This window comes from Streptacidiphilus sp. MAP12-20 (assembly GCF_041262525.1).
Lineage (GTDB): Bacteria > Actinomycetota > Actinomycetes > Streptomycetales > Streptomycetaceae > Streptacidiphilus.
The window spans coordinates 53,828-68,506 of record NZ_JBGCCK010000025.1 but is presented as its reverse complement, the minus strand read 5'-3'; the positions used below and the strand labels follow the sequence as shown (position 1 = coordinate 68,506).

Below are 14,679 nucleotides of genomic sequence, written 5' to 3'. Positions count from 1 at the left end.
GGTCATGCGGTTCAGTGCATACTCGTGCACATGTCCAAAGTGCTGTCCTCCCTGCCTGTCGGTCACCGCGTCGGAATCGCCTTCTCCGGGGGCCTCGACACCTCGGTAGCGGTCGCGTGGATGCGCGAAAAGGGCGCCGTTCCCTGCACCTACACCGCCGACATCGGGCAGTACGACGAGCCCGACATCGCCTCCGTGCCGGGTCGGGCCACCGCCTACGGCGCCGAGGTCGCGCGGCTCGTCGACTGCCGGGCCGCCCTCGTCGAGGAGGGGCTCGCCGCGCTGGCCTGCGGTGCGTTCCACATCCGTTCCGGCGGGCGCGCGTACTTCAACACCACCCCGCTCGGCCGCGCCGTCACCGGCACCATGCTGGTGCGCGCGATGCTCGAGGACGACGTTCAGATCTGGGGCGACGGCTCGACCTACAAGGGCAACGACATCGAGCGGTTCTACCGCTACGGCCTGCTCGCCAACCCCTCCCTGCGGATCTACAAGCCCTGGCTGGACGCGGAGTTCGTCAGCGAGCTCGGTGGCCGCAAGGAGATGTCGGAGTGGCTGCTCGCCCGCGACCTCCCCTACCGGGACAGCACCGAGAAGGCCTACTCCACGGACGCGAACATCTGGGGCGCGACCCACGAGGCCAAGGCGCTGGAGCTCCTCGACGCGAGCATGGAGCTCGTCCAGCCGATCATGGGCGTGCGGTTCTGGGACCCGTCCGTCGAGATCGCGACCGAGGACGTCACCATCGGCTTCGAGCAGGGCCGCCCGGTGACGATCAACGGCCGGACCTTCGCCACGCCCGTGGACCTGGTGCTGGAGGCCAACGCGATCGGCGGACGGCACGGCCTGGGCATGTCCGACCAGATCGAGAACCGGATCATCGAGGCCAAGAGCCGCGGCATCTACGAGGCGCCGGGCATGGCCCTGCTGCACGCGGCCTACGAGCGGCTCGTCAACGCGATCCACAACGAGGACACCGTCGCCGGCTACCACAACGACGGCCGCGCGCTGGGTCGGCTCATGTACGAGGGACGCTGGCTGGACCCGCAGGCGCTGCGGCTGCGCGAGTCGCTCCAGCGCTGGGTCGGCGCCGCGATCACGGGCGAGGTGACCCTCCGGCTGCGCCGCGGTGAGGACTACTCGATCCTCGCCACCAGCGGCCCGGCGCTCAGCTACCACCCGGACAAGCTGTCCATGGAACGCACCGAGGACTCCGCGTTCGGCCCCGCCGACCGTATCGGGCAGCTGACGATGCGCAACCTCGACATCGCCGACTCCCGCGCCAAGCTGGAGCAGTACACCGCCCTCGGCCTGATCGGCGCCGGGAGCCCGGCGTCGGACGTCGCGGCGCTGACCGCCTCCACCTCGCTGCTCGACGCCCTCCCCGAGGGCGGCGCGCAGGCCATCGCCTCCCGGGGCAAGCCCGCCGCCGACGACGAGCTGCTCGACCTCGCGGCGATGGAGGCGGGCACGGACTGACGGTCCGGCCCCACAGGCTCGCAGCCCCACCAGCTCCGCACCGACGCGTGGGGTGGACGACCCGGAAGCATCTCGGGTCCTCCACCCCACGCGTCGTTCACGGAGCATCACGGCTCAGCCAGGTCTCGAAGCGGTAACGCAATTCCCTGCAATCCCTGGGGCAAACGGGACAAGTGCGACCAAGGCGGACGCCTCCGTGCCATCTCCTTCGCATACAGGGCGACTTCGGTGGGCAACCATCACAGCGGGCCTACTAAGGTAAGCCTTGCCTACTCATGAGGCGGCCGGTCTTCCGGCGTGCCGTGTGAGCCTGCTGGGTTCGTCTCCTGTCGGAGGTTTTCTGTGTCTGTCGATGTGCGGTCCGTTCAGCGCTCCACCGTGGCGCTGCTGGTGGGACTGTCGGCGCTGTCCCTGACGGCCTGCGGCAGCTCCGGCGCGTCCGCGTCCTCGTCGTCCTCGGGTGGCTCACTCACCGGCCAGTCGATCACCGTCTACAGCGGGCAGCACAAGCAGACCATGAGCGCCCTGGTCACTGACTTCACCGCGCGAACCGGGGTCAAGGTGCAGCTGCGCTCGGGCGACGAGGCGGAACTGGCCAACCAACTCCTGGTGGAGGGCCCCGCCTCGCCCGCCGACGTGTTCGTCGCGGAGAACCCGCCCGCGCTGACCAAGCTCGAGGGCAAGGGCCGCCTGGCGAAGGTGAACGCCGCCACGCTGGCCGCCGTTCCCGCCGCAGACAGTGCCGGCCAGGGCGACTGGGTCGGGGTCTCCGCCCGACAGGCCGCGTTCGTCTACAACACCGGCAAGCTGACGGCCGCCCAGGCGCCCGCCTCGGTCAAGGACCTGGCCTCGCCCGCGTGGAAGGGCAAGCTCGGCGTCGCGCCCAGCGAGACGGACTTCACGCCGATCGTCACCCGCATGATCAAGGACCAGGGCGTCGCGGCCACCAAGACATGGCTGGAGGCGCTCAAGGCGGACGCCAAGGTGTACGGCTCCAACGAGGACCTGGTCGCCGCGGTGAACCGCGGCGAGGTCTCCGGCGGCGTCATCGACCACTACTACTGGTACCGGCTCCGCGACGAGCAGGGCACCGGCAACGTCCACAGCGCCCTGGCCTCCTTCGCCAAGGGCGACCCCGGCGCGCTGGTCGACGTCTCCGGCGCAGCCGTGCTGAGCTCCGGCCGCCACCAGGCCGCCGCCCAGGCCTTCCTGGCCTACCTGGTCTCCAAGCCCGCGCAGCAGATCATCGCGACCTCCGAGAGCTACGAGTACCCGTTGCTGGCTGGCGTCCAGGACAGCCGGCTCACCCGCTCGCTGCAGGACTCCGGGCCGGTCGCCTCGGCCGCCGACCTGGGCGACGGCAGCGCCGCGCTGCAACTGATGCAGAGCGTCGGCCTGCTGTCGTGAGCACCACCCGCAGCACCCGCCCACCCCGCACCCTCGTGCACCCTGGCCCGTCACCGCTGTCGCAGCGGTGGCGGGCCGGTCGGGTGCTGCCGCTGGTGGCCGGGCTGGTCGCGCTGGTGACCGCCTGCCCCCTGCTCTTCGTCGCCCTGGAGGCGACCCAGTCCGGCTGGGACAGCGCGGAGCGGCTGCTCGGGCGCCCGCTGATCGTGACGCTGCTCTGGCACACGGTCTCCCTCGCCGCCGTGGTCGGCCTCGCCACGCTGGTGCTCGGCTTCGGCGCCGCCTGGCTGATCGAGCGCACCGACCTGCCCGCCAAGCGGACCTGGACGGTACTGGCCGCGATGCCGCTGGCGGTGCCGGAGTTCGTCCACGGCTACTGCTGGGTCTCGCTCTTCCCCACGGTGCAGGGCTTCTGGGGCGCGGCCCTCGTGATGACGTCCTCGCTGTATCCGCTGGTCTTCCTGCCGGTCGCCGCCGTCCTGCGGCGCAGCGACGCGAGCACGGAGGAGGTCGCCCGCAGCCTCGGCCACGGCCGGGCCGCCGTGCTGTGGCGGGTCACCCTCCCCCAGGCCCGGCCCGCACTCGCGGGCGGCGCACTGCTGGTGACGCTCTATCTGCTGGGCGAGTACGGCGCGTTCGCGATGCTGCGCTACACGACCTTCGCCACCGCCATCTACACGCAGTTCGAGACCGCCTTCGACACCGCGTCGGCGTCGCTGCTCGCGCTGGTCCTGGTCGCCCTGGCGCTGCTCGTGCTGCTCCTTGAGGGACGCACCGCCCGTCGTGGTGGCCGCGTCGTCCGCGAGGGCAGTACCGCGCGCCCCGGCCGGCCGCTGCCACTCGGCGGGTGGACCCGGCCCGCGCTCGCGGCGATGGCCGCCCTGGTCGGCACCGCACTCGGGGTGCCCGTCTACGCGCTCGGCTACTGGCTGGTGCGCGGCAGCTCCACCACCCTGCCGTCCGCGTCGATCTGGGCGCTGACCGCGACCACGCTCGGCTACGCGCTCACTGCGGCGGCCGTGGCCACCGCGGCAGCGGTGCCGGTCGCGCTGTACGCGTGGCGGCGCGACACCCGCCTGGCGCGCGCCCTGGAGCGGACCGCCTATCTGACCCGGGCGCTGCCGGGGATCGCGGTCGCACTGGCCGTGGTCTTCTTCGCCATCCGGTACGCGCAGCCGCTGTACCAGCAGCCGCCGCTGCTGGTCGTCGGCTACGCGGTGCTCTTCTTCCCGCTCGCGCTGACGGCGGTGCGCTCCTCGCTCGCGCAGGTCCCGCACGGGGTGGAGGACGTCGCGCGCTCGCTCGGCACCGCGCCGCTCTCCGTCCTCCGGCGGGTCACGCTGCCGCTGATCCTGCCGGGGCTGGGCGCGGCCTTCGCCATGGTCGCGCTCACCGCGAGCACCGAGCTGACCGCCACCCTGCTGCTGGCTCCCACCGGCACCGACACGCTGGCCACCCAGTTCTGGACCTACACCACCGGCCTGGCCTGGGGCGCCGCCGCGCCCTACGCCGCGGTGATGACGGCCCTGTCCGTCCCCGCCGTGCTCCTGCTCACCCGCCGCACGCTCGGCGGAACCCGTATCCCCAGAGAGGCGACGCGATGAGCGGCCTGACCGTCACCGACCTGCACGCCCGGCACGGACACAGTGCCGTGCTCGACGGCCTGGACCTGACCGTGGGCGACGGCCAACTGGCCTGCGTGCTGGGCCCGTCGGGCTGTGGCAAGAGCACGCTGCTGCGCGTGGTCGCCGGATTCCACCCCGCCGCCTCCGGCACGGTCACGGTCGGGGACCGCGTCCTGGACGACGGCCGTCGCCGGGTCGCGGCCGAACGACGACGGGTGGGCTACCTCCCGCAGGACGGGGCGTTGTTCCCGCATCTGACCGTGGCCGCCAACATCGGCTTCGGCCTGCCCCGGGCCGCGCGGGCCGAACGGGCCGAACGGGTCGCCGAGATGCTCGACCTGGTGGGCCTGGTCGGGCTGGGCGACCGGCACCCGCACCAGCTGTCCGGCGGTCAGCAGCAGCGGGTCGCGCTCGCCCGCGCGCTCGCGCCCCGGCCCGAACTCCTGCTGCTGGACGAGCCGTTCTCCGCCCTCGACGCGGCACTCAGGATCGACCTGCGGGTCGAGGTCGCCGCCGCGCTGCGCCAGGCGGGCGCCACCGCGATCCTGGTCACCCACGACGTGGACGAGGCCCTCGCCTTCGCCGACCGGATCGCCGTGATGCGCGGCGGCCGGATCGCCCAGGCCGGGACGCCCGACGAGCTGTTCCACCGGCCCGCCGACGCCAAGGTCGCGCAGGCGCTCGGCGAGGCGAATCTCGTCCCGGCCGACCTCGACGGCCGCACCGCGAGCACCGCGCTGGGCACTCTGCCCCTCGCCGGCGAACCGGCGGAGAACGGCGCGGGGCAGGTCCTGCTCCGCCCGCGCCAACTGCGGCTGGCCCCCGTCGAGGAGCCGGGCAGCGGCCTCCTGGTGCAGGTGGTCGGCAGCCAGTTCCGCGGCCACGACCACCGGGTCGAGCTGTCCGCCGACGCGGACTCCGGTCTGCCGAACCGCCTCGTCGCCTACACCGACGCGTCCCCGCCCGCTCCCGGCAGCGCCGTCCGCCTCACCGCGACCGGCCCGGCGCATGCGCTGAGCGGAAGCGCGGGCGAGAGCGCGGGCGCGCCGACGGTATACGTGTCCGCGTCGTCGTCCCGGTAGGACAGGAGCGCCAGGTCCGCTCCTGGTCATGCGGGGCGAACGCGTCATCGCCCATGGCGACGCTGTCTCTGGTCAGCCGGTGCTGGCGACCGTCTGCCGGTCCCGCCTGTCGCGGCGGGCGGGACCGAGGGCCGACGTCGAGAATGGACGTGACCCCTCACCGGTCGCAGGATCCGGTCGAGCGAAGCCGAACGAAGGAGAGACCGCGATGGCGAACGCCCTCCGCCTCGCCCAGAACCCCGACGCCGACGCGCTGCTCACCCGCAGTCCGCTGGCCGCGATGATCGGCATGCTGCTGGACCAGCAGGTGCCGATGGAATGGGCCTTCACGGGCCCGTACACCCTGCTGGAACGCCTGGGCGGCGACGATCTGGACGCCCACGCGATCGCGACCTACGAGCCCGAGGCGTTCGCCGCGCTCTGCTCGGAGAAGCCGGCGGTGCACCGGTATCCGGGCTCGATGGCGAAGCGGATCCAGCAGCTGTGCGCCTACCTGGACGAGCACTACGCCGGGGACGTCACGAAGGTCTGGAGCGACGTGGGCAGCGGCGCCGAGCTGTTCGCCCGACTGGTGGAGCTGCCGGGCTTCGGGAAGCAGAAGGCCCAGATCTTCCTGGCCCTGCTCGGCAAACAGCTGGGCGTCCAGCCCAAGGGCTGGCGCGAAGCGGCGGGCGCCTACGGCGAGAAGAACAGCTTCCGCTCGGTCGCCGACATCACGGGACCCGAGTCCCTGGACAAGGTCCGCGCGACGAAGCAGGAGGCGAAGGCCGCAGCGAAGGCCGCGAAGGGTTAGCTCCCGCCTGCGGTTGCAACCCACAGGGGCGGTGCAACCGCACCTCTGCTCAGAAGAGCTCGTTCAGTTCACCGAAGGCGAGCCCGCCGTCCAGTGCGCTCAGCGTCCCCGCGCCCAGCAGCTCCGCGGCCGCGCGGCGCGCCAGCGCGTACGCGGATTGGGTGAGCGCCGTGCCGGCGCTGACGCGGCGGACGCCGGTCGCGGTGAGATCGGGGACGGTCGGGCCGCCCGGTACCAACATCGCGTTCACCGGCAGCGGCGACGCCGCACACAGCTCGCGCAGGACGTCGAGGTCGAGGAGTCCCGGGACGAAGACGCCGTCCGCGCCCGCCGCCTCGTAGACCTCCGCGCGCTGGAGCACGTCCTTCAGCCGCCCCTCAGGCTCGCCGATCCCGAAGAGGAAGACGTCCGTGCGGGCGTTGATCCAGAACTCCGGCAGGCCCGCGTCCGCAGCCGCCGCCCTCCCCGCGCGCAGCCGCGCGCCCTGTTCCTCGGCCGTGAAGAGCGGGCCGCCCACCGCACGCGAGTCCTCCAGGTTCATGCCCACCGCGCCCGCCGCGACCAGCGCGGACACGGTCGCCACCACGCCCTCCGGCTCCGCGCCGTAGCCGCTCTCGGCGTCGACGGTCACCGGTACGTCCACCGCCGCCACCACCCGGCGCGCCGCCTCGACCATCGCCTCGCGGCTCGCGCGCTGGCCGTCCGCGTGGCCGAGCGACCAGGACACGCCGCCGCTCGTCGTGGCGACGACCGGCGCGCCCGCCGAGGCGATCACCGCCGCGCTGCCCGCGTCCCACGCGTTCGGCAGGACCAGCACGGACGAGTCGGCCAGGGCGCGCAGGCGCAGCGCCTTCTCCCGGGTGGTGGGGTCAACGGGAACAGACATGGAGCGACCGCCTTCGCGTAGGAGTGATGCGTGAGCCATCGTGGAACCCGCGCCGCCGTCGGTTCCACGGATTAGGCTGTGCCCGAATCCTCGGCCCGGCAGACGGAGGCGACCGTGCAGGCAGAGCTGGTGTTCTCCACCGGGGATCTCGCCCAGACCCGCTTCGCGGTCTCCCCGCTCTGGGAGATCGTCACCGGCCTGCGGTCCCTCGCCGCCGATCCCGCCCACACGCCGTCCCTGCACCGCCGTTGGGCCGCGCAGGTGCGGCCGAGGCTCACCTCCGCCGGGCTGGACCGGGGGCGGCTGGCCGAGCTGGTCCCGGCCGAGGGCTACCTGCCCGACTTCCTGAACCCGACCCCGGCCTCCCCCGCGCCCACCCTGGCCGAGGAAGTCTCGGCGATCCTGGCCACGCCCACCGAGCAGGTCCACCGTGATCTCAACGGTCTCACCGCGGGCCGCGGCGGCCGACTGCCCGCCGGAGCACGCGCGCTGCGGCGCGATCCCGGGGCCGGACTCGCCCGGCTGGCGACGGAGATCGAAAGCTACTGGCAGCTCGCCGTCGCGCCCTACTGGGCCAGGATCCGCGCACTGCTGGAGGCGGACATCGCCCGCCGGGCCCGGACGGTCGCCGCGCAGGGGGCAGGCCGGCTGCTCGACGAGCTGCATCCAGCCCTGAGCTGGAAGGACGACAGGCTCACCCTCAGCGGCCGAAACTGCGTCATCTCCCGTACCGGAACCGGGCCCGGCCTGCTGCTGATCCCCTCGGTCTTCGCCTGGCCGTGCGTGCTGACCCGGGCCGTGCCCGACGCTCCGCCGCAACTCGCGTATCCGGCCGACGGAATCGCCACCCTCTGGGAACGTCCCGCCCGGGGCGGGAACGCCGGGTCGGCGGTAGCGGGGGTACTGGGCCGGACGCGGGCCCAGCTGCTGGCCGGGCTCGACGCTCCCGCGTCCACCACCGAACTCGCGGCCCGCGCCGGGTTGTCCGCGCCGAGCGTCTCGGAGCACCTGACCGCGCTGCGTGCGGCCGGCCTCGCCACCGCGCACCGCGCGGGCCGCTCGGTCCTCTACGCCCGCACCCCGCTGGCCGACGCGCTGCTGACCGGGCCGAACGCCGATCCGGGAGCCGATCCGGGAGCCGGACCCGCTCAGACGTCGCGCCGGCTGCCGAAGAGGAGCGTCACCAGCACCCCGCCCAGCGCCCAGCCGAGGTAGACCCACCACTCACCGCTCGGCTGAGCCGGGAAGGGGATGTGCGGGTTGACCGGCGTGCCGATGAGGTCGTGCAGGACCTGCCAGGCTCGAAACGGCGTCGCCTGGTAGAGGCAGGCCGACCAGTAGTGGTTGTCGCTCATGAAGTTGGGGATCAGCAGCAGCACCGTCGTCGTCCCGACGATCGTGGCCACGCTGTGCCGGATCAGCGCCGCGAGGCCCAGACCGGTCAACGCGCAGACCGGCGGCAGCAGGGCGGAGGCCAGCAGGGCGCGCCAGATGCCCGGCTCGGTGATCGAGATCCCGACATGCTTGCTCGACAGCACGGCCTGGCTCACCCAGAAGGACGCCGCGGTCGCCAGTACGCCGAAGCCCGTCATGACCACCGTGAGCACGGTGATCTCCGCGGAGAGCAGCGCTCGCCTGGCGGGCACCGCCGCGAAGGTGGTGCGGATCTGGCCCGTCGAGTACTCGCTCAGCAGCGCGACCGCGCCCAGGCTTCCCGCGATCAACAGCGTGGCGATGCAGGCGTTGTTGGTGAAGCTGGCGGCCAGCGAGCCGAAGGGCGCGAACTGCGCCCGCTGCTGGGCAGAGAAGTTCGCCCAGTCGTTCACGTCGGCGATCGCCGCGTTGAAGTTGAGGACCACCAGCCCGACCACACCGAGGATGAAGCCCCAGCGCGTCGAGCGGAGCGACCAGAACGCGAACCACTCGCCGAACAGCTCTTCCTCAGCATCACCACGGTCAAGACCTATGTCACCCGTCTGCTCTCCAAGTTGGACGCGCGCGACCGCGTCCACCTCGTCATCCTCGCCTACGAGGCCGGGCTGGTGACGACCTCCCGCTGACCTGCCGTCACCCCGGCGACTCGTACGGCCAGCTCGTCCGCGAGGCGTGCGGAGGAGCCGCGGCGGCGGCGGGACAGTGCGAGGCCGAGGTGGCGGACCGGGCTGGGAGCGGCGAGGGGGACGACGGCCAGGTCCGGGGCATGGGAAAGGGCGATCTCCGGGATCAGGGCGATGCCGACGCCCGCGCCGACCAGGGACTGAGCGAAGGCGTAGTCGGTGGAATTGCAGGAGATGCCGAGCTCGACGCCGACCAGATCCGCGTAGTGGGCGAGCTGGGCGGCGGACTTGAGACAGCCCAGAACCCAGCGTTCGTCGGCCAGTTCGGCCAGGTGCAGTTCGGTGCGATCGGCGGCGGGGTGGGTGCGGGGCAGGACGACGCGGAGCGGGTCGGCGCGCAGCGGTATCCAGTCCAGGCCGGAGCGGTCGCCGGGGCGAGCGGGCGGCGGGCCGTCGAAGTGGTAGCCGAGGGCCAGGTCCGCGCGGCCCTCGCGGACCAGCGGCAGGCTCTCCTCGGGCTCCAACTCCAGGATGGTCAGCTCCACCTCGGGGTGGCAGGAGACGAACCCGGCCAGCGCGGGCGGCAGCAGGTGGCGGCCGCCGCTCGCGAAGCTGGCGACCGTCAGCGTGGCGCGCTCGGCGGTCAGCCGGTCGATGCGCTGCTGGGCGTCGACCAGTTCGGCGGAGATCGCGTCGGCGGCCTCGACCAGCAGCCGGCCCGCCTCGGTCAACGTCACGCCCCGCGTGCTGCGTTCGACGACGGGGACGCCCAAGCTCCGCTCCAGCGCGGCGATCTGCTGCGAGACCGCGGAGGGCGTGAAGCGCAGCTCCGCTGCCGCGCGGTTGAAGCTGCCCTGCCGGGCCACCTCACGGAGCACGGCGAGCCGCTGGACGTCGATCAACAGTTCTCCTGATGACGAGATGTTGATCTCGACACTACTGCTTGTGCCCTGTGCCCGGCAGGCTGGCCTGTATGAACAGTCCGATCAGCCTGAACGGCAAGCACGTGGGTGTCATCGGCGGCAGCCGCTATTTCGGGCCACGCCTGATCGAGGAGCTGCGCGAGGCGGGCGCGGCAGTCACCGTGATCAACCGCGGCTCGACGCCGCCCCCGCCCGGCGTCACCCGACTGCTGGCCGACCGCGATGACGAAGCCGCCCTGCGCGCCGCCCTCGCCGACCGCCGCTTCGACGTCGTCGTGGACCAGGTCTGCTACACCCCGCGTCAGGCCCGGATCGCCGCCCGCGTCTTCGCGGGCCGGACCCGGCGCTACGTGATGACCTCGACGGTCGAGGTCTACGCCGAGCGCGGCCGCCCCGGCGGCGCACCGCTCGCCGAGGCGGTGGTGGATCTGTCGTCGCAGCCGGTCGACCTCGAACTGCCTTGGGATGAAGACGAGTTCCTGGGCACCCACTACGGCGAGGGCAAGCGCCAGGCAGAGGCGGTGCTGGCCGCGCAGCAGGCGTTCGACTTCGCCGCCGTCCGGACCGCGCACGTGCTCGGCGGCGCGGACTTCACCGGGCGGCTGGCCCACTACGTCGAACGCATCGACGCGGGCCTGTCGGTGCTCGTCCACGCGCGGCCGCAACCGGCCTCGTTCATCCACGATGCGGAGATCGCCCGCTTCCTGGCCTGGACCGCCGCCGCCGACTTCACCGGCCCGGTCAACGCGGCCTCCCACGGCGCGCTGGACGTCAGGGAGTTGTGCGCGGTACTCGGCGGCCGCGGCGGCGACGGTGTGCGCTACGAGATCACCCCGGCGGGCGAGCCCGCCTCGCCCTTCTCGTTCGACCGCGCATACGCCGTCGACACCGCCCGCGCCGAGCGGCTCGGCTTCACCTTCTCCCGGACCGCCGACTGGCTGCCCGCCGTCGCCAAGGAGGCCCGCGCATGAGCGAGCGCCGTATCGGCGACACCGTCGTCAGCGCGATCGGCCTCGGTGCCATGCCCCTCTCGGTCGAGGGCCGACCGGACGAGCGGCACACGAAGACCTTCCGTGAAGCACCCGCCGGGCCTTCGGCTCAGGCCTCGGACCCGACGGACGCCGGCCCGCGCACGGTGCCCGTCACTCGTTGACGGGCCAGGCCTGGGCGGCGACGCTGATGCGGTTCCAGGCGTTGATCGTGGTGATCAGCCAGAGCAGCTCGGCGAGCTCGGTCTCCTCGAAGTGCTCGGCGGCCTCGGCCCACACCTCGTCGGTGACCGGGCCCTCGGAGAGCCGGGTGACCGCCTCGGTCAGCGCCAGGGCGGCCCGCTCGCGGCGGCTGAACAGGCCCGTCTCCCGCCAGACGGGCAGCAGGAAGAGGCGGCGCTGCGTCTCACCGGCGGCCAGCGCGTCGGTGGTGTGGGTGTCGACGCAGTAGGCGCAGTTGTTGATCTGCGAGGCGCGGGCGCGGACCAGCTCCTTGAGGCCGGCCTCCAGGTCGCTGCCCGCAGTGGCGCGGTCCAGGCCGGACATGGCGCGCATGGCGGCCGGGGCCAGCTTGTCCGCGGCGAGGCGGACGGTGATCTGGGGGGCGTCGGTTGCGGTCTGGGACTTCGTCGTTGTCGTCATGTGTATGACTTTAGAAGCGCAGTGGACCGCTGATAAGGTCCATTTCCATGGACAATGACTGGTCCACTTTCGGAGTCGATCTCCACCTCGACCTCGCCGCCGGACGCGACCCCGGCGAGGGCGTCCGCACCGCGCTGGAACGCTCGCTGCGCGAGGCCGTCCGCGCGGGCCGCCTCGCGGCGGGCACCCGGCTGCCCGCCACGCGGGCGCTGGCCGCCGAGCTCGGCATCGCGCGTGGCACGGTCAGCGCCGCATACGACCAGCTGGCGGCGGAAGGCTATCTGATCGCCCGTCACGGCTCCGGCACCCGCGTCGCCGACGTGGCCCGCGCCGAGCGCCCCGCGACCCGCGGCACGCCCGCGCCGCCACGGCACGACCTGCGGCCCGGCAGGCCCGACATGGGCTCCTTCCCGGTCGCCGAGTGGCTGCGGGCCTCCCGCCGCGCGCTCGGCGAGGCCCCGCCCGCCGCGTTCGGCTACGGCGACCCGCGCGGCCGCCCGGAGCTGCGCGCCGCGCTCGCCGACTACCTCGGCCGCGCACGCGGCGTGGACGCGGCGCCGGGCCGGATCGTGATCACCTCCGGCTACGTCCAGGCGCTGGGTCTCCTCGCGCGCGTGCTGCCGCCAGGGGCCTTCGCGATGGAGGACCCAGGGCTGCCGTTCCATCGGGAGGTCGCGCGCTTCGCGGGCCGGGAGGTCGTCCCGCTGCCGGTGGACCGTCTCGGCGCGGACCCCTCGTCGCTGGCGGGGTCGGACGTCGCGGCGGCCGTGGTCACCCCCGCCCACCAGTACCCGACCGGCGTCACCCTGCCCCCCGAACGGCGCCGCGCTCTGATCGCCTGGGCGCGGGACGCCTCCGGCGTGGTGGTGGAGGACGACTACGACGGCGAGTTCCGCTACGACCGCCAGCCGGTCGGCGCGGTCCAGGGCACCGCGCCGGACTCCGTCGTCTACGTCGGCACGGCGGCGAAGACGCTGGCGCCGGGCGTCCGCCTGGCCTGGCTGGTGCTGCCGGCGCGACTGGTCGAACCGGTGATGCGGGCCAAGCGCCTGACGGACTACCAGACCGAGTCACTGGGCCAGCTGACCCTCGCGGAGTTCCTCACCTCGCACGCCTACGACCGCCACGTCCGCGCGAGCCGCGGCCGCTATCGCCGACGCCGGGACCTGCTGCTCGCCGCGGGCGCGGAGCTGCCCGGCTGCTCTTTGGAAGGCGTCGCGGCGGGCCAGCACGTCCTCCTCGGCCTGCCTGCCGGCGCCCCACCGGAACAGCTTCTCCTTCGGAGGGCCAGCGCGCACGGCCTGTCCTTCGACACCCTCGCCGACCACTGGCACGCGCCGTCTGCGGCACACCGCCAGGGCCTCATCCTCGGCTACGGCACTCCGCGCGAGGCGGCGTTCCCGCTTGCGGTGACGGCACTGACGCGACTGCTGCAGGTCGAACTCGGACCATGAGTTGCACTCACCTCAGGGGCGCGGGGAACTGCGCGAACAACCACCCTGTGCGGATGGCCCTGCGCGTTGAGGACCATCCGCACGTCGGTGGCTTGTCGCGCAGTTCCCCGCGCCCTTGGGTGCTGCAACGGGCCGTCCGTCGCGACCAGTCGCGCCCACGCGCCGGAGGCGCGAGTCAGCAGAGCCCCGCGCCCCTGGGTGCTGCAACGGGCCGTCCGTCGTGGCCTGTCGCGCCCACGCGCCGGAGGCGTAAGTCAGCAGAGCCCCGCGCCCCTGAGGTAAGTGCAACTTCCCCTTGTCGCGACCAGTCGCACCACGCGCCGGAGGCGCAACTTCACCGCTTCGCCGCCCGTCGGAGGGAAAGCCCCAGCAGTAGGACCACCGCCGCCGGTACCACCCACCACGCGTTCACCCCGCCGCCATGCACAAGCAGCGCCGTCGCGCCCAGCGCCACCGCGACGCCCGCGGCGACCCGCCAGTCGTCCCCCACGACGAAGTCGTACCAGAAGCGGCCGAATGCCTTGATCGTCCTCATCGCAGCTCCGCCTTCCCGTCCGCCCGCAGCAGGGTGATGTAGCCCAGGGCCAGCAGCGCCACCGCCGGCACGATCGCGACCAGCGCCGCGTCCGAGCCGGGCCAGTGCGCGCCCGCGCCCTCCGTCGACCAGAAGATGCCGAACGACGTCAGCATCGTGCCCACCACGAACTTCATCGTGTTCTCCGGCACCCGCGCCAGCGGTGCCCTGACCGCGAATCCCACCCCGGTCACGATCAGCACGGCGACCAGCGCACCCAGGACCGCAATCGGAACATTCCGTTCATTACTGCCGAACGTGACGACAATGAACGCTACTTCCAGCCCTTCGAGGAAAACCCCCTTGAAGGACAGCGTGAACGCGTACCAGTCCCGCACCCGGCCCCGGCCGCCCCGCTCCGCGGACTCCGCCGCCGCGACCTCGCGGGCGTACGCGGCCGTCTCGTCGTGCAGCGACTTGTGCCCGGAGGCGCGCAGCACCGCCTTGCGCAGCCACTGGAGGCCGAAGACCAGCAGCAGCGCGCCCACCACCAGACGCAGGGCGTCCAGCGGGATCAGGCCCACCGCCGGACCCAGCGCGGCCACCGTCACCGCCAGGGCGAGCAGCGCCGCGACCGTGCCCTGGCCCGCCGAGCGCCAGTCCCTGCTGGTGCCGGCCGCGAGCACGACGGTCAGCGCCTCCACAGCCTCCACCGCACAGGCGAGCAGGACCGTGAAGAAGAGGACCCACGAACTCACACGACACCACCTCCGGAAGAACGGTAAGACTCCGAATGGAATCTCCCACTCATCTTTCTTTCATTCCACG

The 14,679-nt window shown here is 72.9% G+C and carries 15 protein-coding genes and 1 pseudogene; 10 read left to right on the top strand and 6 right to left on the bottom strand.

The features are described 5' to 3' along the window. Positions 1 to 30 precede the first annotated feature (30 nt). The 5 genes from argG (at position 31) to ABIA32_RS27905 (ending at position 6,386) form a co-directional block, all read left to right on the top strand. Complete coding sequence (gene argG / locus ABIA32_RS27925) at positions 31 to 1,479, top strand: argininosuccinate synthase (RefSeq protein WP_370101192.1); 1,449 nt, start codon at positions 31 to 33, stop codon at positions 1,477 to 1,479. 342 nt (positions 1,480 to 1,821) lie between these two features. After that, entirely contained in the window at positions 1,822 to 2,886 is a 1,065-nt protein-coding gene (locus ABIA32_RS27920) for an extracellular solute-binding protein (RefSeq protein WP_370101189.1), read from the top strand. Further along, entirely contained in the window at positions 2,883 to 4,490 is a 1,608-nt protein-coding gene (locus tag ABIA32_RS27915) for an ABC transporter permease (RefSeq protein ID WP_370101186.1), read from the top strand. Before ABIA32_RS27920 ends, ABIA32_RS27915 begins: the two co-directional genes overlap by 4 nt. Next, positions 4,487 to 5,593 (top strand): ABC transporter ATP-binding protein, encoded by a 1,107-nt coding sequence (locus ABIA32_RS27910; protein WP_370101183.1) that lies wholly within the window; start codon positions 4,487 to 4,489, stop codon positions 5,591 to 5,593. The genes ABIA32_RS27915 and ABIA32_RS27910 overlap by 4 nt, the downstream gene beginning before the upstream one ends. Before the next feature lie 208 nt (positions 5,594 to 5,801). Then, positions 5,802 to 6,386, top strand: a complete 585-nt coding sequence (locus ABIA32_RS27905) for an HhH-GPD-type base excision DNA repair protein (RefSeq protein ID WP_370101182.1) — start codon at positions 5,802 to 5,804, stop codon at positions 6,384 to 6,386. A gap of 49 nt (positions 6,387 to 6,435) precedes the next feature. On the opposite strand, the gene ABIA32_RS27900 is transcribed toward ABIA32_RS27905, so the two are convergent. Next, a complete protein-coding gene (locus ABIA32_RS27900; protein ID WP_370101179.1) occupies positions 6,436 to 7,272 on the bottom strand; it encodes an isocitrate lyase/phosphoenolpyruvate mutase family protein in 837 nt (278 codons plus the stop codon). 78 nt (positions 7,273 to 7,350) lie between these two features. Between ABIA32_RS27900 and ABIA32_RS27895 the strand changes: the two genes are divergently transcribed. Continuing rightward, positions 7,351 to 8,487: a DUF5937 family protein gene (locus ABIA32_RS27895; RefSeq protein WP_370101176.1), complete on the top strand. Its 1,137-nt coding sequence runs from the start codon at positions 7,351 to 7,353 to the stop codon at positions 8,485 to 8,487. Here the strand turns inward: ABIA32_RS27895 and ABIA32_RS27890 are convergent. Further along, positions 8,421 to 8,810 (bottom strand): hypothetical protein, encoded by a 390-nt coding sequence (locus tag ABIA32_RS27890; RefSeq protein WP_370101173.1) that lies wholly within the window; start codon positions 8,808 to 8,810, stop codon positions 8,421 to 8,423. The genes ABIA32_RS27895 and ABIA32_RS27890 overlap by 67 nt on opposite strands. Here ABIA32_RS27890 and ABIA32_RS27885 point away from each other — a divergent pair. Beyond that, positions 8,793 to 9,332, top strand: coding sequence for a response regulator transcription factor (locus tag ABIA32_RS27885; protein WP_370101170.1), 540 nt, complete (start codon positions 8,793 to 8,795; stop codon positions 9,330 to 9,332). The two genes, ABIA32_RS27890 and ABIA32_RS27885, sit on opposite strands and share 18 nt — an antisense overlap. Here the strand turns inward: ABIA32_RS27885 and ABIA32_RS27880 are convergent. Further along, entirely contained in the window at positions 9,299 to 10,231 is a 933-nt protein-coding gene (locus tag ABIA32_RS27880) for a LysR family transcriptional regulator (protein ID WP_370101167.1), read from the bottom strand. The two genes, ABIA32_RS27885 and ABIA32_RS27880, sit on opposite strands and share 34 nt — an antisense overlap. Positions 10,232 to 10,302: 71 nt before the next feature. Here ABIA32_RS27880 and ABIA32_RS27875 point away from each other — a divergent pair, with 71 nt between their 5' ends. Together ABIA32_RS27875 and ABIA32_RS27870 are read left to right on the top strand one after the other, a co-directional pair. Then, positions 10,303 to 11,223 carry an NAD-dependent epimerase/dehydratase family protein gene (locus ABIA32_RS27875; protein ID WP_370101165.1) on the top strand — a complete coding sequence of 307 codons (921 nt, stop codon included), beginning with the start codon at positions 10,303 to 10,305 and terminating at the stop codon, positions 11,221 to 11,223. Beyond that, positions 11,220 to 11,310: pseudogene (locus tag ABIA32_RS27870) on the top strand (aldo/keto reductase); the annotation flags it as partial. The gene ABIA32_RS27875 and the pseudogene ABIA32_RS27870, both read left to right, overlap by 4 nt. A gap of 84 nt (positions 11,311 to 11,394) precedes the next feature. Here ABIA32_RS27870 and ABIA32_RS27865 read toward each other — a convergent pair. Continuing rightward, positions 11,395 to 11,883 (bottom strand): carboxymuconolactone decarboxylase family protein, encoded by a 489-nt coding sequence (locus tag ABIA32_RS27865; protein ID WP_370101162.1) that lies wholly within the window; start codon positions 11,881 to 11,883, stop codon positions 11,395 to 11,397. A 47-nt stretch (positions 11,884 to 11,930) separates the two neighbouring features. Here ABIA32_RS27865 and ABIA32_RS27860 point away from each other — a divergent pair, with 47 nt between their 5' ends. Next, the gene (locus ABIA32_RS27860) at positions 11,931 to 13,337 is read left to right on the top strand and encodes a PLP-dependent aminotransferase family protein (protein WP_370101159.1); all 1,407 of its coding nucleotides are present in this window, start codon (positions 11,931 to 11,933) and stop codon (positions 13,335 to 13,337) included. Between the two features lie 334 nt (positions 13,338 to 13,671). On the opposite strand, the gene ABIA32_RS27855 is transcribed toward ABIA32_RS27860, so the two are convergent. Beyond that, positions 13,672 to 13,872, bottom strand: coding sequence for a hypothetical protein (locus ABIA32_RS27855; RefSeq protein ID WP_370101156.1), 201 nt, complete (start codon positions 13,870 to 13,872; stop codon positions 13,672 to 13,674). Continuing rightward, positions 13,869 to 14,609, bottom strand: a complete 741-nt coding sequence (locus tag ABIA32_RS27850) for a COG4280 domain-containing protein (RefSeq protein ID WP_370101154.1) — start codon at positions 14,607 to 14,609, stop codon at positions 13,869 to 13,871. Before ABIA32_RS27850 ends, ABIA32_RS27855 begins: the two co-directional genes overlap by 4 nt. Between the last annotated feature and the right edge of the window lie 70 nt (positions 14,610 to 14,679).